The sequence below is a fragment of the Streptomyces sp. NPDC002577 genome (assembly GCF_053594815.1).
The window spans coordinates 40,084-66,419 of the sequence record NZ_JBSFWK010000031.1 but is presented as its reverse complement, the minus strand read 5'-3'; the positions used below and the strand labels follow the sequence as shown (position 1 = coordinate 66,419).

Genomic DNA, 26,336 nt, shown 5'->3' with positions numbered 1-26,336 from the left:
TGAGTTGTCGAAGCTGCGCGTGAGTGCGAAGGAGGCATTGGTCGACGTGCTCAGGTCCGGCATGACGATCGCTGTTGGCGGATTCGGCTTGTGTGGCATCCCCAAAGACCTCATCGAGGTCGTTCGCGACTGCGGGGTCACCGGTCTGACCGTGGTGTCCAACAACATGGGGGTCGACGGCAAGGGTCTCGGGCTTCTCCTGGAAAACCGCCAGGTGGACAAGGTGATCGCCTCTTATGTCGGCGAGAACAAGTTGTTCGCCCAGCAATACCTGGACAAGACACTGGAGGTGGAGTTTGCGCCACAGGGGACGCTGGCCGAGCGGCTGCGGGCCGGTGGTGCGGGGATCGCGGCCTTCTACACCCGGGCCGGCGTCGGCACCCCGGTGGCCGAGGGCAAGCCGCTGGCGGAGTTCGACGGACGAACCTACGTTCAGGAACGGGGCATCCTCGCCGACGTCGCACTCGTGCACGCTCACATCGCGGACCGGGCAGGCAACCTCACCTATCGGGCGAGCGCCCGGAACTTCAACCCGCTCGTCGCGACATGCGGGCGGGTCACGGTGGTCGAGGCTGAGTACCTGACCGAGGAGTACATCGACCCGGAACGGGTCGTTACGCCAGGCATCTACGTCGACCGCCTGGTCCTCGCCGAGCAACGCATCAAGGACATCGAGAAGCTCACGGTGCGCCCCCGCGACACCGTCTCAGCGTAGGAGGACCCGTGGCCTGGACGCGCGACGAAATGGCGGCAATTGCTGCCGCCGAACTCCACGACGGCGACTACGTCAATCTGGGGATCGGTATCCCCACGTTGGTTGCCAACTACGTTCCCGACGGCGTGCAGGTGACACTGCAGAGCGAAAACGGCATCCTCGGCCTCGGTCCCTTCCCGTACGAGGGTGAAGAAGACGCCGATCTCATCAATGCCGGCAAGCAGACCGTCACGGTCAACCCTGGGGCGAGCTACTTCGACTCGGCGGCCTCCTTCGCGATGATCCGTGGCGAACATATCGACATCGCCATCCTTGGGGCGCTCCAGGTCAGCGCGAGCGGGGACCTGGCGAACTGGACTATTCCCGGTGCCCTGGTGAAGGGAATGGGCGGCGCGATGGACCTCGTGGCCGGCGCCCGGCGGATCGTCGTGCTCACCGACCACGTGGCCAAGGACGGTAGCCCGAAGATCGTCGAACGGTGCACGCTCCCGCTGACCGGCACGGCGTGCGTGGACCGGATCATCACCGACCTGGCAGTGCTCGACGTGACCCCGACTGGTCTTCACTTGGTGTCGCTTGCTCCCGGCGTCACCGAACAGCAAGTTCGCGACAAGACCGGCGCGCCGATGGGGGAAGCGATGGTTGCGGGGTAAGTCTCACTCCTCCTCTGTGCGTTGTTGAACGGGCTGAGCGAGCCATTCGTAGAGTTGGCTCACCCATGGATGCCGATGTGGCTGGTCCCCGCCGAATTCGCGCAGGCGCGCGTGGAGCGGCGGGCATGTCAGAACCCCGGTCCGTCCGGGCGGGCGCACAGGCGGTGTACACGTATTCGCGTACCATCGCCAGCGTGCTCTGGGCGACGCGGAACAAGGTGACGGCGCCCTGCGCCTCGAGGAGTGGTTGGTGCGCTCCAACCGAGCGGAACTCCACCCGCGCCGCGGTCCCGTCGGCCTGCGGACGGGCGCACAACAGATGCAGCGAGCCCTCCAAACCGGCCTTGCGACGGCGGACGGGGCGAGATCCTGGATGATCCTGCGGGTCTCGACGAGGCCCGCGTCCAAGCCGTCGGCGACCGCACGGACGCGGGTCCGCGCCACATTAGGACGCTCCTTGCGACGATCATGCGAATTCACCCTTCATCACCGGATCACGCGGCAGGGCGACGGGCCAGCCGCAGTAAGCTAGTCGGCGCCGCGTGCGGTCATCGCGTCACCGAGGGATTCGGCCGAGCGCAGCAGGCGGACGATGACGGGCACAACGACGCGCCACGATCCTCGGCGCAGGCCGCGGGCCCGGTGGGCGTCGATGGAGGCTTGCCAGGCCTGCGCGACCATCGGGATGCAGCGCATCGTCAATGAGAGCACGAGCGCGATGCGGTGCGAGCTGATCCCCACCCGGTCCAGTGGCCGCGCGAGACGCTCGAACAGCGCGAGCATGTCGCTCACCCGTGTGGTGACCGTCACCAGTCCCGCGAGTAGTGCAGAGATGAGCAGCTGACCGCCGATCACCGTTCCGCGTTGCCACCCCGCGGTCACGAGCTGGAAGCCCACCACGAATACCAGGCCCGTCGACGAGAACGCGGCCGCGCTGTGGGAGCACCAGCCCGTTGAACATTCTGGCGAGCGTGGACTTTCCGGAGCCGTTGGCGCCGATGATGCCGATCTGCGATTCGCCCAGCGTCAGATCTGACGACGCAGCACCGCGTTCTCGTGCCGCAGCGCCAGGACGACGGCGACGGTCGGTCAGGTCGAAAAGATCAAGCTCGAGGGTGTGACGAAGGCGATCAGTGACCGTCCTGACGAGGGGATCACGCGGGAGTGCCGTGTCCGGTGGAGGTCGTCGACGTCCCCGAGCTCGCGACCACCCTGTCGAAGGCCGGCCAGTTCGTCCTGGATGCGAATCTCCTCGGCGAGCGTGACCTGCCGGTAGTGCGCGACGATATCGGCGGGGGCGGAGTCGGGTAGGCCCTGCAGGCCCTCGACGGACGCATCAGTGATCTGCCGCTGATTCGCCAGCCTCGTCCGATAGGCGGTGGGGTCGGCGAGGGCGGCCGCGCTCAGCTGCCGCTCCGCCTGCAAGTTGTAGAAGATGGTGACTACCGGGAGCGCGACGTGTGTCCCTGCGGTCTTGCGGTTGTTGACGTCACGTCAATTACGTAAAGCTGGGCCGAGTTCATCGACCACGGGTGACCCAGGGCGATGCTGGGTACAAGAGCCAGGACAAGCAGAATTGCCCGAAGAGACAGTTGCAGCTTCTGACTTGCTTCCTGGCTGTCCTGCCGTTTTGCCGCTCGTGCGTGCACTGCCACTTGATTCCCCGGGCATGTTGGCGGTGGCGGACTGCTCCGAACGGGGCCCCGCGCACGCTCGGAACCACCCTGCCCACGGCTCCTCAACTGGAGCTTGCAGTCGGGGCCGCAGGACGCTGATCCACCCAGGGACATCAGCCCGTGGAGTAGGAGGCTCTGCCCCCACTGCTGTCGAAGTCGCTGATGGGGGTGCCCTTGGCCCATTGGTGGAACACCGCCGTGGCGAGCAGCCCTGGCCCATGGCCCACGGAGCAGAGCTCCTGTGCTCTCGCCACGGCGGTGGGTTCAGAGGTCGAGGACAAGGCGGAGGGAGCGGGACCGGGAGACACAGATGAACATGACGTCTCCGGAAGCGCGTTCCTTCTCGCTGAGCAGTGAGTCCCGGTGGTCGGGATCGCCCGCGAGGACCGCGGTCTCGCAGCTGCCGCAGGTGCCTTCCTGACAGGACGAGAGCACGGGTACCCCGGCCTCCTCGACGACCTCCAGGATGGAGCGGTCAGGCGGTACGGTCAGCGTCTTCCCGGAGAGCGACAGTTCTACCTCGAATGAGGTCGACGGGGCGTCGTCGCTACGCGCTTTGGGTACGAAGCGCTCGATGTGCAGTGCCCCGTCCGGCCAGAATGCGCACCGCTGCTCCACAGCGTTGAGCAGGGGCTCGGGGCCGCAGCAGTACACCGCCGTGTCCTGCCGCGGCGTCCCGAGCACCGCCCCCAGGTCGATGAGGCCACTCTCGTCCTGGGGGCAGATCTCCACCCGGTCGGGGTGATGCGTGGCCAGCTGCTGCGCGAAGGCCATGGAACCGCGGGTGCGGCCGCCGTACACGAGGCGCCAGTCCGCCTGCCGCCGCCTGGCGGCGGCGATCATCGGGAGGATCGGGGTGATGCCGATGCCGCCGGCGATGAAGAGATAGCGCGGCGCATCGACCAGTGCGAAGTGGTTGCGTGGGCCTCGGACCCGAACCGTGTCGCCCTCGGCCAGCTTGTCGTGCACGTGGAGGGAGCCGCCGCGCCCGGCGGCCTCGCGCAGCACCGCCACCTGCAGGACGGACGTGTCGTCGGGGTCGCCGCACAGGGAGTACTGCCGTACGAGGTCGGGGCCGAGCACGAGGTCGATATGGGCGCCGGGCTCCCAGCCGGGCAGCTGGAGGCCCGAGGGGTGCGCGAAGGTCAGCCGGAGGACGCTGTCGGCGAGGATCTCCTTGCGCATCAGGGTCAGGTCGAGCTCGACCTCGGCACGCGGGGGTGTCGTGGTGGTCATGATCGTTCTCTTTCTGGACCGGGGCCGTCAGGCGAAAGCCCTGTCGAGATGTCGGGCACCGGGCGCAGGCGTGTCGGCCGGAGCTGGTCCGGGCAGATGTCCGTCGGGGTGACCGAGCAGCCAGTTCCACAGGAGCACCGGGTCTTCGAACTCCTGCTCGGCGCCGCAATGGCAGACGGCGAGCAGCCGATCAGTGCCGAGCACCCAGTGGATGCGATACACGGTGTCGCCGGTGAGCACCGGGGGATGGAGCGGTTTCATCGGACGGCTGCCACTGGTTGTCCGGCGCCCTGCTCCGCCAGGCGGGCGAGGATCCGGCGGGCGGCGAGACCGCCGGTGTCGATGTTGATGCTGAGTTCCTGGTACCCGTCGGGCTCGGTGTCCAGGGTCTTCTGCAGCAGGTTGAGTGCGTTGACGTCTTGCATCACCACGGTGTGGTTGAAGTCCCGCATGAAGGTGGTTACTTCGTCGTCCTCCAAGGCGAAGTCCCGCGAGACGGCCCAGAAGTCGTAGACCTTGCCCTCCGAGGAGGGGGTGATCGCGTATGTGATCTCGGTGTGGAAAGCGTGGCTGTCCTCACCGCCCGGGCCCGGGCCAGGGGCGCCGACCGGAGCGATCCGGCTGTGCAGCAGATACAGGCACGGGGCGTGGTATTCGATGTCCTGCCAGCGGCTGATCCGGCCCTCTATGCCGGTGGAGCGGGCGTAGAACGGCGGGCACTCGGCGTCGTCCATGTGCCGGTTGACGCGGACCACGCCCGCTTCCTCGTCCACCTCGGTGGTGATCGGCGTTTCCGCGACCTCAGGCGTGCCGATGTACCCGCCGTGCAGATACGTCTCGTGCGAAAGGTCCATCAGGTTGTCCACCAGCAGGCCGTAGTCCCCGTCGATCGGCTCCATGCCGCTGACGGTGGTCCACGTCGGATCGACCATGTGGCGTGCCCGTGGAATCGCGGTCGGGTCGGCGAGATCGGGTTCGCCGATCCAGATCCAGACGAAGGAGTCCTGCTCGACCACCTTGTACGAGCTCACCCGCGCGGTGCGCGGAATGCGCTTCTGACCGGGGACGTAGACGCAGGTGCCTGTGGTGTCGTAGGTGAAGCCGTGATATCCGCACACGACCCGGTCGCCGTCGAGGTGGCTCTCCGACAGCGGGAAGCGGCGGTGCACACAGCGGTCCGCGAGGGCGACGACCTCGCCCGACTCCTCCGTGCGGTACAAGACGATGGGTTCGCCCAGGATGGTACGGCCGAGGAGCGCGCGCCCGACTTCACGGCCGTAGGCGGCGACGTACCACTGGTTACGTACGTAAGCGGTCATCTTCAGAGCTCCCTGGTCTCAACGGTTCGTGCAGCGGTGGGCCGGTCCCAGGCGACCTGAAGGCTGCGGCGGATGGGCAGCATCGCCAGGGGGAGGAAGTCCTGGGGCTGTTCCGGCACGGCGTGCAGCCCAGCCAGGCGTTCGTACGCCACGCGCAGCCCGATGGCGCCCTGAGTGCGGCCGAGCGGTGCGCCCAGGCAGGTGTGCCGGCCCTTGGTGAAGGAGTAGTGCTCGTCGAGGCCGTCGCGGTGAATGTCGAACCGCATGGGATCAGTGACACCCGCCGGGTCGGTGTTGGCGCTCGCCAGCGCCAGCCAGACCATCTCGCCCTCGCGGACCGTGACGCCGGCGATCTCCACATCGGTGGTGGCGACCCGGGAGGCGAACGGGGCCGAAGGGCGACGGCGAACGGTCTCCTCGAAGACTCGCGGCCACAGCGCGGGATCGGCCTGGGCTTCGGCGAGTTGTTCCGGTTCCGACGTCAGGAACAGGATCGCGTTGGCCATGGCCTGCGCGGTCGTGTCCGTCCCGGCCGCGGCGAACTCGGTGAGATGCATAGCGATGCGCTCCACCGCCAGAGCGGGTTTTCCCTCCCTGTCCCTGGCGGCGGCCATCAGAGTGATGACGTCGCTGCCGGTGCCGTCGCGGCGTTCCTGCGCGAGCTGCCGCAGGCGCAGTTGCGCCGTGGTGTACCGGTCCCAGACCTCGCTGTGCTGTGGCTCCTCCATCGGCTCATGGCCGCTGGCGAGCACCCTGAAGTGGTCGTCGCGCAGCTGGCGCATCAGGGGCTCGTCCTCGGCCGGGAGGTCGAGCAGAGCCATCAGCGTCTGTGTGGTCAGCTCCAGGCAGTAGGTCTCCATCAGTTCCGAGGCGCCGAGATGGGCGAAGCGGTCGATGATGCGATGGGCCCGGGCTTCGATCTCGGGCGCGAGCGCCTCGATGACCGGCTTCAGAAAGCCACGCTGGGCCACCTTGCGAGCCGCCGTGTGCTTCGGCGGATCCATGCTGATCATGATCTCCGCGATGAGCTCGGGCGGAACCACGTCGGCGTATTTCTCAGGTACGGGAAGGCGGCCGCCGTTGGCCTGGCAGGACCACGTCTCCCAGTCCATGAGGACGGCGTCGATGTCGGCTCGGCGGGTGACGATCCAGGTCCCCAACGGTTCGTACCAGAATACTGGCGTCTCCTCGCGAGTCCGTCGGAAGACCGAGGCGGGGTCGCGAAGATACGTGTCGCTGTACGGGTCGAACTCCGGAGGAGGAGCGGGACGGTTCACGGTTTGAGTCATCTCTTGAATCCCGGTTGTTGAGGCGACGGGTCCGTCCATGCGGCGTCGAGCAGGACGAGTCCGGTCGTGGGGAGTGAGGGGAGTGGGCGGCCCCGGGACGACAGGGGCGGCCGAATGCGCTCAGAGCGCGGCGGCGGCAGCCAGCGTCGACAGGCGCTGGAAGCGGAGCACGTTTTCGCTCTCCTCCATGACTCCAGACGTGAGACAGGCGAAGGTCATGTCACGCTGCGGATCGACCCAGAACAGGGTGGTGCCGGCCCCGTAGTTGCCGTGGGTGCGAGGGCTCGTGGTCGGTCCGAAGAACGATGCGTGGGTGCCCGAGCCGGACAGTGCGAACCCGAGGCCGAAATTGCCGGGGGGCACATCCCAGCCACGTGCCTCGGCGAGGCCCCGATAGAGGTCGTTGGGCAGGTCCCCGGTCTGGTTGGTGGTGGCCAGGTCGAGGATGGCCGGGGAGAGGATGCGGCTGTTGTCGATCTCGCCACGGCAGCGCAGCATCTCCGCGAAGGTGTGGATGTCCTCGACCGTGGAGACGGCGCCCACCCAGGGCATCTCGGCATCCTCGGTGATGATCTCTTCCATCACTTCGATGTCTGCCGTGGACAGCCAGCCGCCGTCGGGGAAGCTGGCCCGGATCGGCACGTAGTGCTTGCCCCACTCCTTGGGGGCGCCCAGCGCGGTGCGGGCCATGCCGAGCGGCTCGAAGATCTCACGCCGCATCAGATTCCGTACGGAGTCGGAGCCCGTGGCCCGGCGCACCATCTCGGCCATCAGCGCGTGGTTGAGCGCGGGGGAGTAGTTCAGGGTGGTGCCCGGCTCGCCGACGACGTCGAGCTGACAGATCGCGTCGATGACCTTGTCCAGGTTGCCGAGTTCCGAGTACGGCAGCGGGGTGGGGGTGGTCACCAACCCCGCGCGGTGGGTGAGGAGATGGGCGAGGTTGATGCGTCCCTTGCGTGCAGTACGGAAGCGGTCGCGGCCGAAGAACTCCGGTATGACGTCCACGACGCGGGTGGTCAGGGCGAGTTGGCCGCGGTCGATGGCCTGTAGGGCGAGGACGTTGGTGAACGCCTTCGTCATCGAGAAGATGCGGTAGATGTCCGTGGTGGTGGTGTGGCGGCCAGCCTTGCGGTCCGCGTAGCCGATGGAGGCGTGCAACCCGATTTCGCCATGGCGGGAGACGATGATGTTCGCGCCGTCGTACAGCCCCGCTTCGACGTCGGCCTCAATGGCTTTCTGCAGCCGACGCAGTGCTGCAGCGTCCAGGGCGGTGTGGTCTTCGTTGATCACAGTGGTGCCTCTTTGTGGGATGGTCTTCTGGGGGGCGTGGGCGCCTGTTCACATGTGCAGGCCGCCGGAGGGCGACAGGGTCTGGCCGGTGTAGTAGGCGCCGTCGTCGCAGGCCAGAAACAGGAGAGTGCGGGCGAGTTCGTCCGGCGTGGCGGCACGGGCGATCGGCTGCATAGCCACGAGCTGGGCCACGATCTCCGGCGGCTGGGCGTTGAGCAACGGAGTGTCGACGGAGCCAGGGGCGATGGCGTTGACCCTGATGTTGTGCGGCGCCAGTTCGCCTGCGGCGGCCCGGGTCATGCCGAGCACGCCCGCCTTGGATGCCGGGTAGTACAGCGGCATCGGAGCGCCAATGAGCGCGGCCACGCTGGAGATGTTGACGATCGAGCCGCCGCCGGACCTACGCATCAACGGCACGGCCGCACGCAGACAGTAGAACGGACCGGTCAAGTTGACGGCGATGACCCGGGCGAAGTCCTCGTCGGTCGTGTCGCTGAGGAAGTCGGGGTGGAAGGCCTCGCCCCGCTTCCCGGCCTCGAAGGCCTTGACGTTGGCCTCCACCAACTGGTCGTTGGCCGCCTTCGTTGGGGCGTTGATGCCGGCGGCGTTGATCAGGACGTCGAGTCGTCCGTGCTCGCGCTCCACCTCGTCGAAGGCGGCGTTGACCGCTGCGCTGTCGCTGACATCAAGAGCGATGCCCTTCGACCGGGCGACGCCCGACAGGGACTCCTTGATCTTGTCGGCGGAGAGATCCGCCCCGATGACCGTCGCGCCCTCTGCGGCGAACAGCCTTGCTGTGGCGGCTCCGATCCCTGACGCCGCCCCGGTGATGAAGGCGACTTTCCCGTCCAGCTTCATGCGTATCCTCCTGCGTTCGGCTCTGCCGACCAGCGGCGGAGCCGGTGTGGTGGGCGCAACCATGCCACTTCGTTAGATACGTGTCTAGTAACAAGACAGCAATCCAGTGGTAAATTCGGTAGCATGATCCGAGCGCTGGGAAGCACCCCGATGAGCCGCTACCGCGGGGGTGTGACGCCCAGCTTCAGGGGGTCGTGGGCTGTTGGTGGGCGAGGGGAATGACGGAGCCTGTGGGGGTGCGTAACTCCGAGTCGTCGCCTGCTGGCGAGTCGCTCAGGGAGGCGCAGAAGCGGCTGACGCGAGAGCGCCTCATCGAGGCTGCATTCACCGCGTTCCGTGAGCGCGGATACGCGACGGCCACGGCCGCGCACATCGCGGCGGCGGCAGGGGCGAGCCGGGCCACCTTCTACTTGTACTTTCCCAGCAAGGCTGAAGTGGTCATCGAACTGCTGGAGCGCATTGAACCCGCGGTCCTGGAGGTCTATCAGCGTCTGGATTCCCTGCCCGATCCCTCGCTCGACGCCGTGAGCGGATGGGTCGAAGATGTCGTGGCGTGGTGGGAGCGCGACAGGTTGCGCTTCGAAGCGATGGAACAGGCTCTGGCCGTGGAGCCCAAAGTCTCTGAGCGCTGGTACGAAAGCCTGCGGCGGGCTGCTGACGCGATGCCCCATCATCTGGAGACGTTCCTGGAAGGCGAAGAACGCGACAAGGAGCGGCTGCGGCTGGTAACGCTCATGGCGCAGCTGGACAGGACCATGTACTTCACGGTGGTCCGCGGTGTTCTGCATGATCGTGAGCAGCTGGTGCGTGTCCTCGCCGAGCAGTGGTGGGCCGTTCTGGGGCACAAGCACCCGTAACGTTGCTTGGGTATGCGGCCTGACGGTGTGGCAGTCAGCGGGCGTGCTCAATCTAGGTGTGCGCCTTACCGCTTTTGACGGAATGTCAGTTCTTTTTGACGACCGGTTAGGTCCGTGCTCCTGCAGTACACATTGCTGCCGAACTGCGCAGGTTGCCGCTCACTCTGCCTCGGCCTGCGTAGTAGTCGGCTGCGTGTGCCCGTGCGAGCGTCGGGACAATCTGATCCGCCGCTACTTCAAGCCGTCCCCGGAGGCGATCGCCGAGCTCACGAGCCTGCTCGCTCCCGGCGATAACAGCCGTCGAGCCCCGTTCCTTGATCGTTCTCACCGCTAACCCTCGTGGCTCGTGACGTCGTTGCCGCTGGGGTGCCGCTGTGGTGTTGAGCGCTGAGCCCATTTCGGTGTCCAGGTGTCGGTGTCGGGGTGGTCGGGCTGCGTGGAACCGAGGTAGTTGCGGAGTGTGGTGAGTGCGGGGTGCGGGTTGTCGCTGCGCCAGATCAGCGAGTGCGGGTAGACCGGTGTCGGGTCGTGCACGGCGATGCGCCGTAGGTCGTAGTGGGCGGGCCAGACGAGCCGGACCTCTTCACCGACGAAGGTCGCCAGTGCCGAGGAATCGGCGATCACGTCCAGGAGGGCGTCGGTGCCGAAGTTGGGGCCGATCGCGTCGAAGGTGAGCCCGAACTCGGTGGCGAGTTCGTCGTAGTAAGCGGCCCACTCGGTACCGGGGACGATGGCGGGCATCCAGATCCGGTACCCGGCAAGATCGGCGGGCGTGACCGCGCGGACGCCGGCGAGCTCGTGGGCCGGCCCGGTGAGGAGTTGGAGGGGGTCGTCGAGGACCGGCTTCGTCTTTCTGCTGGTCACAGGCCCTTCGGTAGAGTGGACACACGTCCGATCGGAAGGGTCTCTAGTGCCGGAGAAGGCTGCCCGAGTGTCGCGCGCCGAGCAGAAGCGTCGCACGCGCGCCGCGCTGGTCTATGCCGCGCGCGGCCTGTTTGTTGCGCAGGGTTACACGGCGACCACGGCAGACGCCATCGCGCGCGCGGCCGATGTTTCGCGGGCGACCTTCTACCTGCACTTCCGCTCCAAGGGAGAGATCGTCGTTGAGATCATGCGTGGAGTCGAGCCGGACGTGGTGGCCGCGTACGAACATCTGGCGACACTGGAGCCCACGCCTGCCGTAACGGGTGAATGGCTGCGGGAGCACGCTGCCTTGTGGCGCCGGTACCGCATGGAATTCACCTCGATGGAACAGGCGCTGGCAAACGAAGAGGCTGTGGCCGAGGAGTGGTTCGCCCTCTACGGCCGCCTCACGGACGCGATGCCCGCAGCAGTTGGCCGGCTCACCGAACACGGGGTGGCGACGGAGCGGGCTCGGGCGCGCATCATCGCACTCATCATGGCAATCGAGCGTGCGTTCTACTTCGCTGTGGTGCGCGATCGCCCGGCGTTCTTCGACGTGATCGTGCTGGAACTCGCCGATGCCCTCGCCCATGCCCTGAGTGGGCAGCCAAGCCACTCCGACTGATCTCAGTGGATTGACGGCCGTCTAGCCAATATGCACCCCCTGTGCGATGGTGCGCAGGGGCGCGGTCGACGCGTGCCGTCACGTCCGCGCCAGGGGCACGGGGATGCTCGGTGGCCTCCCGCGGGCGATCCGGCTGCTGTTGTGCAGTGGAATTCGGCACCGCATCCCGCGCCATGCGGTTACCGCCCAGAGGCGCAAGGCCGGCCCTGTCGGCAGGAACCCTTCTGTAGCGTGGTAAACCGACGCCGCCTCGGGAGCCGACGGCCTCCGTGGCCCTTGCCTGGCCAGCCGCCGCGGTTTTGCTGCGGGGGCTCGACGCCGCACCACTCGTAGCGGTGCGCCTCACGCCGGAGGGTGGTCGCTGCAGCAAAAAGGCACTCCACTTTCACTAGACATATGTCAAGCAAATGTGCGAGCCTCCGTTGTGCTGATCCCCGGTGTCAGGTGACCTGGGAAGTTGCAGGAGGAACAATGAAGTTCGCTGATCACGTCGTTCTCGTCACTGGAGCGGCGTCCGGCATGGGTCTCGCGGTGGCCCGTGCCTTCCATGCGGAAGGTGCCGTCGTCTACGGCGCCGACATCTCCGCTGAATCTCTGGGCGAAGCGTTCAAGGGCATGGAACGCGCGATCCCGCTTGCCTTCGACATCGCCGACAGCACGGCTGTGGGCGAGGCACTGGCACGGGTGGAAGCGGATCATGGCCGCCTGAACACCCTTGTCAACGCCGCCGGTGTCAACGCGCCGAACCGCGCCGCTCTCGAAGCCCTCAACGAGGAGAACTACAAGGGATTCATCGCGGCGAAGGAGGGGCGCCGCCACAACCCGGAGTTCATCGAGCACATCACGGACGAGGACTTCGACCGGGTGTTGAGGATCAACCTCTACGGCACCTTCTACACGATGCGGGCCGCCACGCCACTGCTCAAGAGGAACGGTGGCGGCGCCATCGTCAACTTCTCCTCGGCCGCGGCGCTGATGGGTGTGGCCATGCCGTCCTACTACCCGGCTTCCAAGGCGGCCGTTCTCGGCCTCACGCGCGAGGGTGCGGTGGAACTCGCTCCGTTCGGCATCCGTGTCAACGCGCTCGCCCCGGGCGCCATCGACACGCCGCTCTTCCGCCAGAGCGACGACGAGTTCATCGACTTCCTCGTCGGCATGCAGCCCATTCGCCGCACCGCCGCACCGGAGGAGATCGCCAGGACCGTCCTGTTCCTCGCCGGTGACGAGGGCTCCTACTACACCGGCCAGACGATCTCGCCCTCGGGCGGGCTCGTGATGCAGTGAAGGGTCTGGCGATCATGACCTCTGACACCACCACCGTCCCCGTCGCCCAAGCCGCCGGACCCGGTGTCGTCGCCCGGGACGACGTCGACCCCCGCGCGCTGGCCCGGCTCGTCGCCGAGATCACGAGCGACATCGCCGACGGCACCTACGACGGCGCGCACATGATCCTCGCCCGGGGCGGCGACATCGTCGCGGACACCGCACTCGGCTGGCACGAGCGTGCCACCGGTCGTGAGCTCGCAATGGACGCCGTGTTCCGTGTGCTGTCACTGACCAAGGCTTTCACCAACGCGATGGCTCTGCGTGCGATCGGCGAGGGGAAACTGGCTCTGTCCACACGCGTCGTGGACCTGATCCCGGAGTTCCTGGGAACCGATCCGTTCCACATGCTGCGCAAGGACAAGATCAACCTCATCCATCTGCTCACCCACCGCTCCGGCATGCCGCCGACGCCCAACCCAGGACTCGGGCCGGACCGCTTCGGGGCGCTCGCGGACGTCGTCCAGGCGCTGGCCACGGTAGACGTGCTGTTCGACCCCGGCACCAACCTCAACTACGCCCCCGCGATCAACCACGCGCTCATGGGCGAGATGGTGCGGCGGGCGTACGGCGCTGCGTCGTTCCGGGACCTGGCGCGAGAGCTGATCTTCGATCCGCTGGGCATGGACGAGACCTCGTTCGGTCTGCCGGCGACGCTGAAGGACCGGGCCGTGCCGCTCAAGGCGTACCTGCCCCAGGGCGGATTCCTACAGCCGAGCGACATCGAGTGCCTCAACGAGCACATCACCGAGGACGCGGAGATGCCGTGGGTGGGCTCCGTATCCACCGCCCGTGACGTCTTCACGTTCGCCGAGATGATCCGCCGCCGTGGCCTGCATGACGGGCAGTGGGTGCTGGCCCCGGCGGTCGTCGACCAGGCCACCACCCTGCAGACCGGTGACATGCCGAACGACCTCTACGCCCAGATGGCGGTAGCCCGCGGCTGGGAGGTCCCTCAAGGCAACTTCGGTCTGGGCTTCTCCCTGTCGGGTACGGGCACCGCGCCCAGCTTCTTCGGCCCGTTCACCTCGCCGCGCACGCACGGCAACTACGGCGCCGGATCGTCGCTGTTCTGGATCGACCCGGACCGCGACCTCACCTTCGTTTTCCTGTCCGCCGGAGTCATGGAGGAGAGCGAGAACGTCGCACGTTTTCAGAAGCTCTCCACCATGGCCGTGGCTGCGGCCCTGTGAGAACCCGGAGTCGGCGATGATCGAAACAGCAATACCGCCCGCCACCGGCCGTTGCCCCGTAGCGCACGGGTTCGACGCGATGAGCGACGACTACTACCACGACCCCTCCATGCACTTCGCCAAGGTGCGCGACGAGCACCCGGTGTTCTGGTACGAGTGGCTCAACGCCTGGGTCGTCACCAAACGCCAGGACGTGCTCCGTGTGCTGGCCGACTGGAAGGAGTTCTCCTCCTCCGGCAACACCGCGACGATCGACGTCCCGCCCAAGTACCGGGACGTCGTCCCCCAGGGCCTGATGTCCCAGATGATCGTAGGCATGGACCCCGACCTGCACACGGTTCACCGCAACGCGGCTCTGCGCGGGTTCAGCAAGGACCGCATGGAGGCGCTGCGCCCGCAGATCGAGGAACGCGCGCACCGCATTTTGGACAAGATCGAAAACCAGGGCTCTGCCGATCTGATGGAGGAGTACTGCCTGGAGCTGACGACCCAGACCCTTCTCGCCCACCTGGGCCTGGGCTGGGAGCACGACGCCATGATGCGCCGGCTGCGCGGTGACATGGGCCGGGTTCTGTCCTCGGCGCAGGAACAGATGCCGCCGGAGATCGTCGACGAGGTGTGGGAGCGGTTTGCCTCCTCCTTCGCCCAGTTGCAGCAGGTCGTCACCGAGCGTCGTGAAAACCCTGGTGACGACTTCATCAGCGATATGGCGACGCAGCGGACCAGCGACGGTCAGTACGTCCTGTCCGTGCCCCAGGTGGCCTTGCACGTCTGCGAGTTCGCACTCGCCGGAGCCGACACCACCGCCCAGGCGATGGCGAACGCCGTGTTGTTCCTCGGCCCCAGGCGCGACTTCGTCGACGAGGCGCTCAAAGATCCCGCGCTGTGGGCGAACGTCTTCGAGGAGACCGTCCGCCGCCGTCCGTCGTCGCCCTTCGCCTCCCGCAAGGCGATGCGCGCCATGGAGATCTCTGGTGTGAAGATCTCTCGGGGCGACATGATCTGGGTCTCCCTCGCGAGCGCGAACACGGACCCGGCCCACGTCGAGCGGCCCTTCGAATTCGACATCCACCGCGAGGACCCGGCCGACCATCTGGCCTTCACCGCCGGCCGGCACACCTGTCTCGGGCAAGCGCTCGCCCGCGTGCAGGGCGCGATGGGGCTCCAGGTCCTCTTCGAACGGTTGCCTTCCCTGCGCCCTGCCGACGAGGTCCCGCTCGACTTCGCGAGGATGGCGCTGCTGCCGGTCCGCCTGTCTCTGCCCGTGGTCTGGGACCCAGCTGACGTCGAGCGTCAGAAGAAGCGGGTCAAGCGCGAGATGGAGCTGGTCCTGGTCGGGAAGGAAGCGGTGGCGGACGGTGTCGTCGCACTGCGCTTCGCCCATCCGGACGGCGAGGCCCTGCCGGAATGGGGTCCTGGCGCGCACGTCGACATCCGCGTGCCGGTCAACGGAGGCGTCGTCGTGCGGCAGTACTCACTGTCGTCGTCGCCGTCCCAGCCGGACGAATGGCGGCTGGGCGTGCTGCGGGAGGCCAACGGCCGCGGCGGATCGCAGGTACTTCACGACACGTGCGAGGTCGGTACCCGACTCCGCCTGGGCTGGCCACGCAACAACTTCCAGTTCGTGTCCTCACCGCGCTACGTCTTCGTCGCGGGCGGCATCGGCATCACCCCGATCCTCCCGATGATCGAACAGGCCGAGGCAGCGGGCGCCGACTGGGAGCTGCACTACGGCGGTCGCACCCGCGCGTCGATGGCCTTCCTCGACGAGTTGGAGAAGTACGGCGACAGAGTGAAACCGGTACCTCAGGACGAGTTCGGCCACCCGGACTTGCCGGGCATCTTCGCCACCGTCCAGGCCGAGACGCTCGTCTACGCATGCGGCCCGGAGCCACTGCTCCACGCACTTGAGGGCGCGCTGGCTCACTGGCCGGCAGGGAGCCTGCACACCGAGCGGTTCGCACCCAAGAAGGCATTGCGCGACCTACCCGACGCAGCGTTCGAGGTGGAGTTCGCCCAGACCGGCGTGCGGGCGGAAGTACCCGCGGGCCGATCCGTCCTCCAAGTCGCAGAGGCCCATGGCATCACCGTGCTGTCCTCTTGCAAGGAGGGGACGTGCGGCACCTGCGAGACACGGATTCTGTACGGAGCCGCCGACCACCGGGACTCGATCCTCACCGCGGAGGAGCAGGCAGCCAACGACACGATGATGATCTGTGTGTCACGTGCCACCGAGGGCTGCCCCCGTCTGGTCCTGGACCTCTGACACCTTCGAAGCAATACACATGACGACGTGGCGGGGCATCCCAACAGCGGATGCCCCGCCACGTCGTGGGCAGGGCGGCGGCCTCCCGGCAGGTCTTCCGCTCGAGTGCTGGAGGTTGCGCCTGTGGACAGCCCCACGAAACCGCGCACCATCAATACGCGCGCGGTACGAGCTGGCGGTGCTGAACCTTCCCCTTGATCGTGGACACCTGGAGACTGGGACGTGAGGTTCCAGAGGAAGTAGTGCCAGGTGGGAAGCAAGAGCAACCGCAGCAAGCGGTACACGGAGGAGTTCAAACGGGACGCGGTCGCGCTCGTGCGCTCGTCCGGGAAGACCGTCACCGAGGTGGCCCGGGAGATCGGGTCAGCGCCGAGAGACTGCGGAACTGGGTCAAGCAGGACACGATCGACCGTGGGCAGGGGGGCGCCGGGAGAGCTGACGACGGCCGAGCGCGAAGAGCTGCGCCGACTGCGGAGACTGGCCGCCGAGCAGGCGGAGACGATCGATGTGCTGCGAAAAGCAGCGGTCTTCTTCGCGTCAATGCCAAAGTAGAGGGCGCCGGCACCCGGGTGGTGTCAGAGTGGCAGGACCGGCGGGGTTGGCTCCCCGCCTGCTCAAGCGTCGTATCTCGGACCGGGTCTTCCGTGCTCTGCTCGCCGATGAAGCCGCACGGCTCCAGTGCAGCCAACCCGTTCCAGAGCCAGTTGAGTTGGCCGCTTGACATAGGAGCATCAAGGAGAGCGATCGATGAGCGAGGTGTACGCGTTCATCGAGGCGGAGAAGACCACCCACAATGTTGCCCTGTTGTGCCGGCTGCTGAAGGTGGCCCGCTCCTCCTTCTACGCGTGGCTGGCCAGCGAGAAGGCGCGCTCGGCGAGGAAGGCCGCCGATGACCTGCCGGTGAAAGGGAGGCGCCCGCCACAACCCGGCGAACCTATGCGGCCACAGCACTAGCTGCGCTCGGCATCAAGGTGCCGGCTCCACCGTCTGGGAGATCCTCGAAGAACACGGCATCGCTCCCTCCCCCAACGCGACCACGGGACCTGGGCCGACTTCCTGCGCAGCCAGGCGGAGGCGCTGCTCGCGTGCGACTTCTTCGAGACGCGCACCCTGACCGGGGCACGGCTTTACGCCTTCGCTGTCATCGAGCACGCCACCCGGCGCATACGGATCCTCGGAGCCACTGCGCACCCCACCGGGCAGTGGGTTGCTCAGCTCGGGCGCTACCTCGTCATGGACCTCGAGGATGCGGGCGCGAAGGCGAAGTTCATGATCAGTGACCGGGACTCGAAGTACACCAGGGCGTTCGACGCCGTGCTCAAGGTTGCCGGGCTGCGCGTGGTGACCACAGGGATCCAGATGCCACGCATGAACTCGATCATGGAGCGCTGGGTGCAGACCTGCCAACGCGATTTGTTGGACCGCACCCTGGTCTGGAATCAGCGCCACCTTCTGCACGTGCTGCGTGAGTTCGAGCGCCACGATATCGAACACCGGCCCCACCAGGCCCTTGGCCAGGCCGCTCCGCTGCATGCACTGCCCGGCCCGGTCACCGATCCGGACCGGATCACCCGCCTCGATGTTCACCGACGCAACCGGCTCGGCGGCACCCTCCACGAGTACCGACATGCCGCGTGACCTGCCCGGATGATGTGTCGGCACCCGCACCGTCAGTCAGTGCCGCCGCCCCTGCCGGTAGCGGTGTTGGGAAGGTGGCGAGCGAGGAGCTGGGCGAGGTGTTCGCCGCGGCGACCAGCCAGGTCGTCGAGCTGGGTACGGCAGCTGAAGCCGTCGGCGAGGACGGTGCCGTCCACGGAGGTGGCACGTACCGCGGGCAGCAGCTGCCCTTCGGCGATGGCGACGGAGACCTCGTGGTGCCCCTGTTCGACCCCGAAGTTCCCCGCGAGTCCGCAACAGCCGCCCAGGCGCTGGATATCTGCTCCGGCCCGGCGCAGCAGGGCGGCGTCCGCCTCCCAGCCCATGACGGCGTGGTGGTGGCAGTGGGGCTGGGCGATGCCGGTGGCGTGGGAGAGGTCGGGTGGTGTCCAGCCAGGCGTGGCGGTCAGTAGCTCGGCGAGGGTACGGGTGGCGGCCGCGATGTCCTTCGCGCCTTGGGCGGCTTCGTCGTCACCAGCACCTGCGAGGAGTTCGGCGGCGTCGGCGCGCAGTACCCCGGTGCAGGAGGGTTCGAGTCCGACGACGGTGGCGCCGCGTTGTACGTGCGGCAGCAGCGCGCCGACCGTTCGCCTCAACTGGGCGCGGGCGCCGTCGAGTTGACCGGTGGAGATCCAGGTGATGCCGCAGCACACGGGTTCGGCGGTGACTGTCACCCGGTATCCGGCGTCCTCCAGGACCGCCACCGCGGCCTGGCCGACCTCGGGCGAGAAGGCGTCCGTGAACGAGTCCACGAACAGCACGACCTCCCCGTGGGGAGCCTGCGCGCCGCCAGGGCGGGTGCGGGAGCCGAACCAGCGGCGGAAGGTGACCGGCGCGAATGACGGCAGCCCGCGGCGGGCGTCGATGCCCGCCGCCCACGCCACCAGGGGCCGAAGCGCACGGGACTGGAGGACGGCGCCTGCGATGCGGGCGCCGTGCGGTATGCGGGCGGCGAGACGGGTCCAGCGGGGCAGCCAGCCGAGCGCGTAGTGGCTGCGGGGTCGCAGGCGGCGCCGGTAGCGCTGGTGCAGGGCCTCCGCCTTGTATGCGGCCATGTCGATGCCGGTGGGGCAGTCGGAGGCGCAGCCCTTACAGGACAGGCACAGGTCGAGCGAGTCGTGCAGCTCCTTCGAGCGCCAGGGGTTGGGGCCGAGTTTGCCGGAGACGGCGTCCTGCAGGACGCGGGCCCGGCCGCGGGTGGAGTCTTTCTCCTCGCGGGTGGCCTGGTAGGAGGGGCACATGACGCCGCCAGTAGAGGTGTTGTCGGCGCGGCACTTGCCGACGCCGGTGCAGCGGTGCACGGCGAGCGACAGGTCGCCGACGTTCTCCTCGTATGCCCAGGCCAGTGTGGGCAGTTCGCGGTGGGTCAGCGGGGACACGGTGGCGGCGCGCAGATCTGCGTCCACAGGCGCGGGGCGCACGATGACACCGGGGTTGAGCAGGTCATCCGGGTCGAAGATCTGCTTGACCTTCTCGAACAGGCCGATGGCCGCGTCGGAGTACATGTGCGGGAGCAGTTCGCCGCGGGCCCTGCCGTCACCGTGCTCGCCGGAGATGGTGCCGCCGTGCCGGGCGACCAGCGCCGCCGCCTCCTTGAGGAAGGCGCGGAAGACGCCGCTGCCGCCGGGCCGGTGCAGTGGGAAGTCGATGCGTACGTGCACACAGCCGTCGCCGAAGTGTCCGTACGGCACCCCGGTCAGACTGTGCTCGACGAGCAGCGCCTCGAAATCTCGCAGATAGGTGCCGAGTTTCTCGGGCGGTACGGCGGCGTCCTCCCATCCGGCGTGCGCGGGGGCGCCGGTCTCGGTGCGGGCGACGAGGCCGGAGCCGTCCTCGCGGATACGGAACAGCGCGGCGGCACGTGCCGGGTCGTCGACGACCATCGCGTCGAGGGCGCCGGAGTCGGAGATGAGGCGCTGGGCGGTGCTGACGAGCTCACCGATGCTCTGGCCGGCGAGTTCGACGAGCATCCAGCCCGATCCGCGAGGCATGTCGGGCACTGCCCGGGCCCCCCGCCGCCGGCGTACGACGTCGGTGATCCGGCTGTCGAGGCCCTCGCAGGCGACCGGGGAGTACGGCAGCAGCGCGGGTACCGCGTCGGCGGCCTCGGCCATCGATGCGTAGCCGAGGACAACGAGGAGCGTCGCGGCGGGCTGACGCACCAGGCGAAGCCGGGCGCCCAGCGTCAGCGCCAGAGTGCCTTCGCTGCCGACGAGGGTGCGGGCGACGTCGAAGCCCCGCTCGGGCAGGAGGTGTTCGAGGGAGTAGCCGGAGACCTGGCGGCCGAACCGGCCGAACTCGGTGCGTAGCACCGCCAGGTTCGCGCGCGTCAGATCGCGCAGCGAACGGAGCAGCGGGTGGTCCCGGTCGGCGTCGGTACCGGGCATCTGGCCCAGGCGCAGCCGGTCGCCGGTGCCGCAGGCGACGTCTAGGCCGAGGACGTTGTCGCTGGTGCGGCCGTAGCCGAGGGCGCGGGAGCCGCAGGCGTTGTTGCCGATCATGCCGCCGAGGGTGGCGCGGGTGCGGGTGGAGGGGTCGGGTCCGAAGCGCAGCCCGTGCCGTGCGGTCCGCCGGTGCAGCTGTTCCTGGATGACACCGGGCTGCACCAGCGCGGTCCCTGCTTCGGGGTCGATCTCCAGGATCTGGTTGAGGTGGCGGGAGGTGTCGATGACGACGCCGGGCCCGACCGCGTTGCCGGCCAGCGACGTGCCGGCACCGCGCAGGGTGAGCGGCACGCCCAGCTCCCGGCAGACTGCGAGCACGGCCACGATCTCCTCCACCTCGCGGGGTGCAACGACCGCGCGCGGCGGGATCCGGTACAGCGAGGCGTCGGAGGCGTACAGGGAGCGGGCCAGCGCCGAGTCGTCCACCCTGCTGACCCCGGCGCGTCGCAGTGCGGCGACCAGCTCCCCGCTGTCCGGCTCCGCCGACCGGGCGTGCCGCATCGTGTCGGTCGTCATGCTGCCTCTCGTTTGGTTTGTCATGCGCTCAAACCGGCCGTCTCGCCGAGGTGGGCCCACACCGATCCTATGCCGGGCAAGATCACTCCCAGCCGGTCCCCCGCGTGCACCTCCACGGCGCCAGACAGCGCTCCGGCCAGCACGATGTGTCCGGCGGGCAGCGCCTCGCCCCGCTCGGCGAGGGTGTCGGCGAGGTGGGCGAGCACGCCGAGCGGGGTACCGGTGACGTCGGATCCGCGCCCCCAGGCGACGAGTTCTCCGTTGACCTCCAGCTCCGCGAGGCACTCGTCGAGGTCCAGCCCGGCCGGCGGCCGGCCGCTGCCCGCCCCGAGGACGAATGCGGCGGCGGAGGCGTTGTCGGCGACTGTGTCGGCGAAGGACGTGTGTCGCATCCGCACCCGCGAGTCGATGATCTCCAGGGCCGGCAGGACTGCGCCGACCGCCCGAGCGGCGGCTTGTTCGTCCACCCCGGGGCCGGCGAGCGGGCGGCTCAGCACGAACGCGAGCTTGGGCAGCGCGCGGGGCGCCAAGAACCGGTCGGCGGGCAGTGTCGCCCCGTCGTCGTAGCGCATGGTGTCCAGCAGAAAGCCGTGGGCGGGCCGGTCGGTGCCCAGGCGGCGGCGCAGCGCGGCCGAGGTGATGCCGACGGTATGCCCGACGAGGCGGGCTCCGGCGGCGGTCCGTGCCGCCAACTGGTGGCGTTGCACGGTGTACGCCTCGGTGGTGTCCAGCTCGCCGGGTCGCTGGTGCGGCGGCGGCACGGGCACGCGGGTGTGCGCGGCCCGCTGCAACTCATCGGCGAGGGAGCGCAGTTCGGCGTCCCGTGTGACGGCGGCGGACGGGAGAGCGGTCATGGCCTGACCAGGCCGACGGTGTCCGCCGGCTGTGCGGTCGTCACGGCGAAACCAGCGATGTATTCCTCGATGGGCCGGTAGTAGCGGGACGTCATGGTGTATGGGCCTGCCGCCGCCAGGGCGGCGTAGGCGGCGATCCAGGTGCGGATCTCGTGCGCGGAGTTGCCGCCCTGCGCGCTGATCTCCTCGCTGGTGTACGCGTCGAGCGCCGCGAAGTCGCCGGCCTGCAGGTGGTCGAGGAAGCGCTCGTCCCATGCCGGGTTGAGGGGGCGCAGCTCGCCGCTGCCCGCTGCGAAGGAGGCCGCCGCGTCGATCACCCGCTGCTGCCGGGCCGCCCGCGCCTGGGGGCTGGGGGCACGGTTGGCGATCAGCTGTTCCCGCACCTGGGGGGTAGCGCCGTCCAGGCGGGGCACCGGCGGGTCGTGGGACAGACCGCCGGAGCCGACAAGCAGCACCCTGCCGTCCAGCCCCGCCAGGAAACCGCCGAGTGCCTGCCCCAGCTCCCGTACCCGGGAGATGGGGGCGAAGGGCGGCGCGACCGAGTTGACGAAGCAGGGGATGACGGGCCGGGCCGTGAGCGAGCCGAGGAGGATCTGAAGCGGCTGCACGGTGCCGTGGTCGACCTGCATGCGCAGCGACACGGCCAGGTCGATGCCCGCGTCAAGGACGGCCTGCGCACAGCGCCGGGCCAGGTCCTCCGGTACGTCCAGCAGGCCGGCGGCGGTGCCGAAGTCGCCGATGCCCTCGGCGGCGAGCCCCAGGCAGTACGGCGGCATCAGGTCGTAGAAGAAACCGTTGTAGTGGTCCGGGGCGAACGCCACGACCAGGTCGGGGTCGTAGTCCGCCACGAACGAGCGGGCCGTGTCGAACGCCGACTCGACGTCCTGGCGGATCTCGGGCGCCGGGTGGGCCAGGTCAAGCAGTGGGCTGTGCGACATGCAGACCAGTGCGAGCGGCATCGACGTCTCCCTTCTCCTTCTCTTGTGTGTCCGTCAGCGTGAGGGCGGCGGCCAGTCGGCGGACGGTGGCCGAGGCGTCCTGGGCGTGGCCGCCGGCGGCGACGAACCGGTCGGGGCGGACCATGACGACCGGCGCCTCGTGTGAGTCGAACCAGCGCTTGAGCGCGCCGGTGCGGTCCCCGACGATCACGACCTGGGACCCTTCGGGCTGCCGGGCGCGGGCCTCGGCGACCTGGCTGGCCGGCACCACCTGGACCAGCCGGGCCCGGATGCGCCGCAGCACTGCTGCGGCGTCCGCGTCGAGGACGGCGGCCGGGTCGTTGCCCCAGGACACGACGGCGAACCACGGGCCGAGCACCTCGTCGAGCCGTACGTTCTTGGCGTGTTCGGTGTCGACGCGGGGCTGGATCAGCAGCCGCCCCACGGGCGAGTTCTCGGTGGCGTCCGCCGCGCCGACGACGGCGCCGGTGGTGTAGCGGGGCATCGGTTTGAACCGCATTTGGGTGAAGTAACTCTTTGCGGCGGGGAAGAAGTTCAGGCCCGCGGCGGCCAGGTCACGCAGCCGGGCGACGGCCTTGTTGGTGGGCGAGATGACCCGCCCGGCCACCACCGAGATCTTGATCATGCCGGCGGCGTGGTCGCGGCGTTCGCTGTCGTAGCTGTCGAGAAGCGCGTCACCGGCGATGCCCTTGACGACCATGGCGAGTTTCCAGCCGAGGTTGGTGGAGTCGCGGATGCAGCTGTTGTAGCCCTGGCCCTGCCAGACGGGCATCAGGTGCGCCGCGTCCCCGGCGATCATGACGCGGCGCTTGCGGAACGAGCCCGCGAGCCGCGCATGGTGGGTGTAGACCCGGTGCCGGATGTAGTCCAGGCCCGCCGGGTCGGCGACGTGCGGGGCCAGCAGCCGGTGCAGGAACGCCGGTTCGGCGGCCTCTTCCTCGCTCTCCTTGTCGAGCAGCATGAACTCGAATCGGCGGATGCCGTGCGGCAGGCCGATGGACACGTAGGGGCGGGTCGGGTCGGCTCCCATGTAGGCGTTGGGAGTGCCGATCGGGTCGTTGCGGATGTCGACGACGAGCCAGCGGCTCGGCGATGAGTGCCCTTCGAAGGCCACACCCATGGTGTGCCGGGTCAGGCTGCGTCCGCCGTCGGTGCCGACCAGATAGGCGGCGCGGACCGTGAGTGGCGCGCCGCCTGGCCCTTCCAGGGCGACCTCCACGCAGTCGTCGTGCTCGGTGTAGCCGGTCATGCGGTGCCCGAAGAGCACCTCGGCGTGCGGGAAGCGGTCGAGGCCGGAGTACAGCTCCCGGTCGACGAGCGGCTGAATGAACGCGTTCTTGCGGGGCCAGCCGAACTCGTCGGTGCGCGGGGCGATCTCTGCGAGCAGCTTGCCATCGCCGTTGACGAACCGCTGGATCTGGTTCGGGGTGACGTGCGGCAGAACCTGGTCGACGAGCCCGACGGCCTGAAAGGACCGCAGGCACTCGTCGTCCATACCGACCCCGCGCGGAAAGTCGATCAGCTCCTCGTTCGCCTCCACGACAAGGACGTTCACCCCGAATCCGCCCAGGTAGTTGGCGAGGGTGAGGCCGGCGGGGCCTGCCCCGACGACGAGGACACCGTCGGTCAGGTCGCGCCCTGTATGCCCGGCGGTGCTGGTGGTGTCCACCATGGTCAATCCCCTTCTCTGACGTCCGTCTCTCAGCGGTCCAGCAGGAAGTCGAGATGGATCCGGTTGAATGTGTCCATGTCCTCCCACTGCGGCCAATGCCCGCACCCGTCCATCACGACGAAGGACGCGCCCGGGATCATCGAGGCGATCCGCTTGCCCTCGGTGACGTCGGCGGTCGGGTCGTCGCTGGTCCACAGCACCAACGTGGGGGCGGTGATCCTGGCGTAGTCCTCGGCGTGCAGCAGGTTGCGCTGCCGGATCTCCATTTCCTGCAGCGCCATCGTGTGCGCCATGGCGCGGGTGAAACCGGGCTGGGCGTAGATCGCCTGGCGAGTGGCGATCAGGTCGTCGCTGACGTCGGCCGGGTCGGCCATCAGCCATTCCAGGCGGGCCTTCACCCGGTCCCAGGACGGGTCCTCGGCCGCGGCCATGGACAGCGACTTGAGGCGGGCCATGACGGCCGGGTCGGCCTGGGAGCCGCCCGCGGTGTTGAGGACGACGTGGTGCACGCGGTCCGGGTGGTCGATGGCGAACCGGGAGGTGACCCAGCCGCCGAGGGACTCGCCGCTGATGTGGGCGCGGTCTGCGCCGAGCGCGTCGAGGACGCAGGCGAGGTGGTCGGTGTAGTGGCGGATCTCCAGCGGGTGGTCCGGCTTGTCGGTCCAGCCGTGGCCGAGCATGTCGATGGCCACGGTGTGGAAGTGCTCGCCGTGCGCGGCCAGGTTGCGGACGTAGGCCTCGGCGTGGCCTGCCACTCCGTGCAGCAGCACGAGCAGCGGCTTGTCCGGGTCGCCGGACGACAGGTAGCGGGTGTGGACGCCGCCCGCGTCGAGCCAGCCTTGGGTGACGGCGGTATACCGCAGATCGGCCCAGATGCTGGAGTGCAAAGTCGCGGTCATGGTGAGGTCCTTCAGTGAGGTGTTGGGGGGCCTGAGCGGGCTGCCGTGCGGGCTACGGCAAAAGGCCGCGGACGCGGGCGCTGAGGCGGGTCAGGCCCAGCAGCGTGTCGATGTTCGGGGTGGGGACGGCGACGGCTCGGGCGAGTTCGGCGACCGAGCCGACCAGCGCGTCGAGTTCGATGGCCCGCCCGGCCTCCGCGTCCTGCAGCATCGATGTCTTCACCGCGCCCAACTCCCGGGTGACGGCGTGTCGTTGTTCCGGATCGGCGTCGATCGGCAGTCCAATGCGCGCCCCGACCTGGGCGGCCTCGCGCATGCAAGCGGTGGCGAAGCCCCGGACCTCGGGGTCGTCGAGGATGCGGTCGAGGGTGGCACCGGTGACGGCGGACAGCGGATTCATGGTCATGTTGCCCCAGAGCTTGAACCACACCTCCCGCTGGATCGCGCTCGTGGTCTCCACGTCGAAGCCGCCCTTGCGCAGCACTGCGGCGACCGCGTCGAGGCGGGCCGTGGAGGGGGTACCGAGGGGTTCGCCGAGGATGACCCGGTCGCCAGCCCCGTGGCGGATCACCCCGGGTTCGGTGACGGAGGCGCTCAGGTGCAGCACGGTGCCGAGCACCTGGCCAGCGGGGAGCGCGGCGCTGATCCGGCCGCCGGGGTCGGTGGCCTCCAGCCGGATCTCCCGGCCCAGGCCGTGGTCCAGGCCGTGGAAGAACCACCACGGGACACCGTTCATGGCAGGCAGCAGCACGGTGTCCGGGCCCATCAGCGGGGCGATACGCCCGGCCACCTGGTCCAGTGCGGTCGCCTTGACCGCGATGACCACCAGGTCCTGCGGGCCAAGAGCGGCCGGGTCCTCGGACGCCTCGACACGGACCGTGCGCGTGATGCGGGTTCCGTCCGATCCGGCCTCGTCAAGGACGAGGCCCCGCTCGCGGACGGCGGCAAGGGTCGCGCCGCGCGCCACCGCGCTCACCTGGGTGCCAGCCCGGGCGAGGCGGGCCGCGACGAGGCCGCCGATCGCACCGAGCCCGTAGACGCAGACCTTCACATCAATCACCTTTCTCATAAGCGGGAGTTGCCGGGCGGCGAACCGGGGGCCGGGCGGGTGCCGTCGCCGTCTTCGAGGCACC

24 protein-coding genes and 1 pseudogene are annotated in these 26,336 nt (G+C 68.6%); 10 read left to right on the top strand and 15 right to left on the bottom strand.

What is annotated here, in order from left to right; genetic code table 11:
* Nucleotides 1-4: 4 nt before the first annotated feature.
* Together ACWD4J_RS30160 and ACWD4J_RS30155 are read left to right on the top strand one after the other, a co-directional pair.
* Nucleotides 5-715: a CoA transferase subunit A gene (locus ACWD4J_RS30160; RefSeq protein WP_451398605.1), complete on the top strand. Its 711-nt coding sequence runs from the start codon at nucleotides 5-7 to the stop codon at nucleotides 713-715.
* A gap of 8 nt (nucleotides 716-723) precedes the next feature.
* Nucleotides 724-1,368 (top strand): CoA transferase subunit B, encoded by a 645-nt coding sequence (locus tag ACWD4J_RS30155; protein WP_451398604.1) that lies wholly within the window; start codon nucleotides 724-726, stop codon nucleotides 1,366-1,368.
* Nucleotides 1,369-1,896: 528 nt separating this feature from the next.
* Here ACWD4J_RS30155 and ACWD4J_RS30150 read toward each other — a convergent pair.
* The 8 genes from ACWD4J_RS30150 to ACWD4J_RS30115 form a co-directional block, all read right to left on the bottom strand.
* Nucleotides 1,897-2,265: an energy-coupling factor transporter transmembrane component T gene (locus tag ACWD4J_RS30150; RefSeq protein WP_451398603.1), complete on the bottom strand. Its 369-nt coding sequence runs from the start codon at nucleotides 2,263-2,265 to the stop codon at nucleotides 1,897-1,899.
* Between the two features lie 192 nt (nucleotides 2,266-2,457).
* On the bottom strand, nucleotides 2,458-2,793 hold the full coding sequence (locus tag ACWD4J_RS30145; protein ID WP_451398602.1) for a nitrate- and nitrite sensing domain-containing protein: 336 nt from the start codon (nucleotides 2,791-2,793) through the stop codon (nucleotides 2,458-2,460).
* Between the two features lie 515 nt (nucleotides 2,794-3,308).
* Nucleotides 3,309-4,280, bottom strand: a complete 972-nt coding sequence (locus ACWD4J_RS30140; protein WP_451398601.1) for a PDR/VanB family oxidoreductase — start codon at nucleotides 4,278-4,280, stop codon at nucleotides 3,309-3,311.
* A gap of 27 nt (nucleotides 4,281-4,307) precedes the next feature.
* Complete coding sequence (locus tag ACWD4J_RS30135) at nucleotides 4,308-4,520, bottom strand: hypothetical protein (RefSeq protein WP_351141089.1); 213 nt, start codon at nucleotides 4,518-4,520, stop codon at nucleotides 4,308-4,310.
* Nucleotides 4,521-4,537: 17 nt separating this feature from the next.
* A complete protein-coding gene (locus tag ACWD4J_RS30130) occupies nucleotides 4,538-5,599 on the bottom strand; it encodes a Rieske 2Fe-2S domain-containing protein (RefSeq protein WP_451398600.1) in 1,062 nt (353 codons plus the stop codon).
* Nucleotides 5,600-5,601: 2 nt separating this feature from the next.
* Nucleotides 5,602-6,888, bottom strand: a complete 1,287-nt coding sequence (locus ACWD4J_RS30125; RefSeq protein ID WP_451398599.1) for a cytochrome P450 — start codon at nucleotides 6,886-6,888, stop codon at nucleotides 5,602-5,604.
* A 120-nt stretch (nucleotides 6,889-7,008) separates the two neighbouring features.
* Nucleotides 7,009-8,178: a serine hydrolase domain-containing protein gene (locus ACWD4J_RS30120; protein WP_451398598.1), complete on the bottom strand. Its 1,170-nt coding sequence runs from the start codon at nucleotides 8,176-8,178 to the stop codon at nucleotides 7,009-7,011.
* A 48-nt stretch (nucleotides 8,179-8,226) separates the two neighbouring features.
* Nucleotides 8,227-9,036: an SDR family NAD(P)-dependent oxidoreductase gene (locus ACWD4J_RS30115; protein ID WP_351141080.1), complete on the bottom strand. Its 810-nt coding sequence runs from the start codon at nucleotides 9,034-9,036 to the stop codon at nucleotides 8,227-8,229.
* A gap of 236 nt (nucleotides 9,037-9,272) precedes the next feature.
* Between ACWD4J_RS30115 and ACWD4J_RS30110 the strand changes: the two genes are divergently transcribed.
* The gene (locus ACWD4J_RS30110) at nucleotides 9,273-9,893 is read left to right on the top strand and encodes a TetR/AcrR family transcriptional regulator (RefSeq protein WP_451398597.1); all 621 of its coding nucleotides are present in this window, start codon (nucleotides 9,273-9,275) and stop codon (nucleotides 9,891-9,893) included.
* A gap of 330 nt (nucleotides 9,894-10,223) precedes the next feature.
* Here the strand turns inward: ACWD4J_RS30110 and ACWD4J_RS30105 are convergent.
* Nucleotides 10,224-10,820, bottom strand: a pseudogene (locus tag ACWD4J_RS30105) (LysR substrate-binding domain-containing protein); the annotation flags it as partial.
* A 4-nt stretch (nucleotides 10,821-10,824) separates the two neighbouring features.
* Here ACWD4J_RS30105 and ACWD4J_RS30100 point away from each other — a divergent pair.
* The 7 genes from ACWD4J_RS30100 to ACWD4J_RS30070 all read left to right on the top strand — a co-directional run bounded on the left by ACWD4J_RS30100 (nucleotide 10,825) and on the right by ACWD4J_RS30070 (nucleotide 17,841).
* Entirely contained in the window at nucleotides 10,825-11,421 is a 597-nt protein-coding gene (locus ACWD4J_RS30100; protein WP_451398596.1) for a TetR/AcrR family transcriptional regulator, read from the top strand.
* A gap of 471 nt (nucleotides 11,422-11,892) precedes the next feature.
* A complete protein-coding gene (locus ACWD4J_RS30095; protein ID WP_451398595.1) occupies nucleotides 11,893-12,705 on the top strand; it encodes an SDR family NAD(P)-dependent oxidoreductase in 813 nt (270 codons plus the stop codon).
* Between the two features lie 14 nt (nucleotides 12,706-12,719).
* The gene (locus ACWD4J_RS30090; protein WP_451398594.1) at nucleotides 12,720-13,937 is read left to right on the top strand and encodes a serine hydrolase domain-containing protein; all 1,218 of its coding nucleotides are present in this window, start codon (nucleotides 12,720-12,722) and stop codon (nucleotides 13,935-13,937) included.
* Nucleotides 13,938-13,953: 16 nt separating this feature from the next.
* Nucleotides 13,954-16,203, top strand: a complete 2,250-nt coding sequence (locus ACWD4J_RS30085) for a cytochrome P450 (RefSeq protein ID WP_451398593.1) — start codon at nucleotides 13,954-13,956, stop codon at nucleotides 16,201-16,203.
* 249 nt (nucleotides 16,204-16,452) lie between these two features.
* Complete coding sequence (locus ACWD4J_RS30080) at nucleotides 16,453-16,755, top strand: transposase (RefSeq protein WP_451398592.1); 303 nt, start codon at nucleotides 16,453-16,455, stop codon at nucleotides 16,753-16,755.
* 195 nt (nucleotides 16,756-16,950) lie between these two features.
* Nucleotides 16,951-17,157, top strand: a complete 207-nt coding sequence (locus ACWD4J_RS30075; protein ID WP_451398591.1) for a hypothetical protein — start codon at nucleotides 16,951-16,953, stop codon at nucleotides 17,155-17,157.
* Between the two features lie 279 nt (nucleotides 17,158-17,436).
* On the top strand, nucleotides 17,437-17,841 hold the full coding sequence (locus ACWD4J_RS30070; protein WP_451398590.1) for an integrase core domain-containing protein: 405 nt from the start codon (nucleotides 17,437-17,439) through the stop codon (nucleotides 17,839-17,841).
* Nucleotides 17,842-17,873: 32 nt separating this feature from the next.
* Here the strand turns inward: ACWD4J_RS30070 and ACWD4J_RS30065 are convergent, their stop codons facing one another.
* The 6 genes from ACWD4J_RS30065 to ACWD4J_RS30040 are packed head-to-tail and all read right to left on the bottom strand — an operon-like array spanning nucleotide 17,874 to nucleotide 26,272.
* Nucleotides 17,874-20,819 carry an FAD-binding and (Fe-S)-binding domain-containing protein gene (locus tag ACWD4J_RS30065; RefSeq protein WP_451398589.1) on the bottom strand — a complete coding sequence of 982 codons (2,946 nt, stop codon included), beginning with the start codon at nucleotides 20,817-20,819 and terminating at the stop codon, nucleotides 17,874-17,876.
* Between the two features lie 20 nt (nucleotides 20,820-20,839).
* Entirely contained in the window at nucleotides 20,840-21,673 is an 834-nt protein-coding gene (locus ACWD4J_RS30060) for a 2-keto-4-pentenoate hydratase (RefSeq protein ID WP_451398588.1), read from the bottom strand.
* Entirely contained in the window at nucleotides 21,670-22,632 is a 963-nt protein-coding gene (locus ACWD4J_RS30055) for a 3-carboxyethylcatechol 2,3-dioxygenase (RefSeq protein WP_451398587.1), read from the bottom strand. Before ACWD4J_RS30055 ends, ACWD4J_RS30060 begins: the two co-directional genes overlap by 4 nt.
* Entirely contained in the window at nucleotides 22,589-24,304 is a 1,716-nt protein-coding gene (locus ACWD4J_RS30050; RefSeq protein ID WP_451398586.1) for a bifunctional 3-(3-hydroxy-phenyl)propionate/3-hydroxycinnamic acid hydroxylase, read from the bottom strand. The genes ACWD4J_RS30055 and ACWD4J_RS30050 overlap by 44 nt, the downstream gene beginning before the upstream one ends.
* 29 nt (nucleotides 24,305-24,333) lie before the next feature.
* Nucleotides 24,334-25,203 (bottom strand): alpha/beta fold hydrolase, encoded by an 870-nt coding sequence (locus ACWD4J_RS30045; RefSeq protein ID WP_451398585.1) that lies wholly within the window; start codon nucleotides 25,201-25,203, stop codon nucleotides 24,334-24,336.
* Nucleotides 25,204-25,255: 52 nt separating this feature from the next.
* Nucleotides 25,256-26,272, bottom strand: a complete 1,017-nt coding sequence (locus ACWD4J_RS30040) for a 2-dehydropantoate 2-reductase (protein WP_451398584.1) — start codon at nucleotides 26,270-26,272, stop codon at nucleotides 25,256-25,258.
* Between the last annotated feature and the right edge of the window lie 64 nt (nucleotides 26,273-26,336).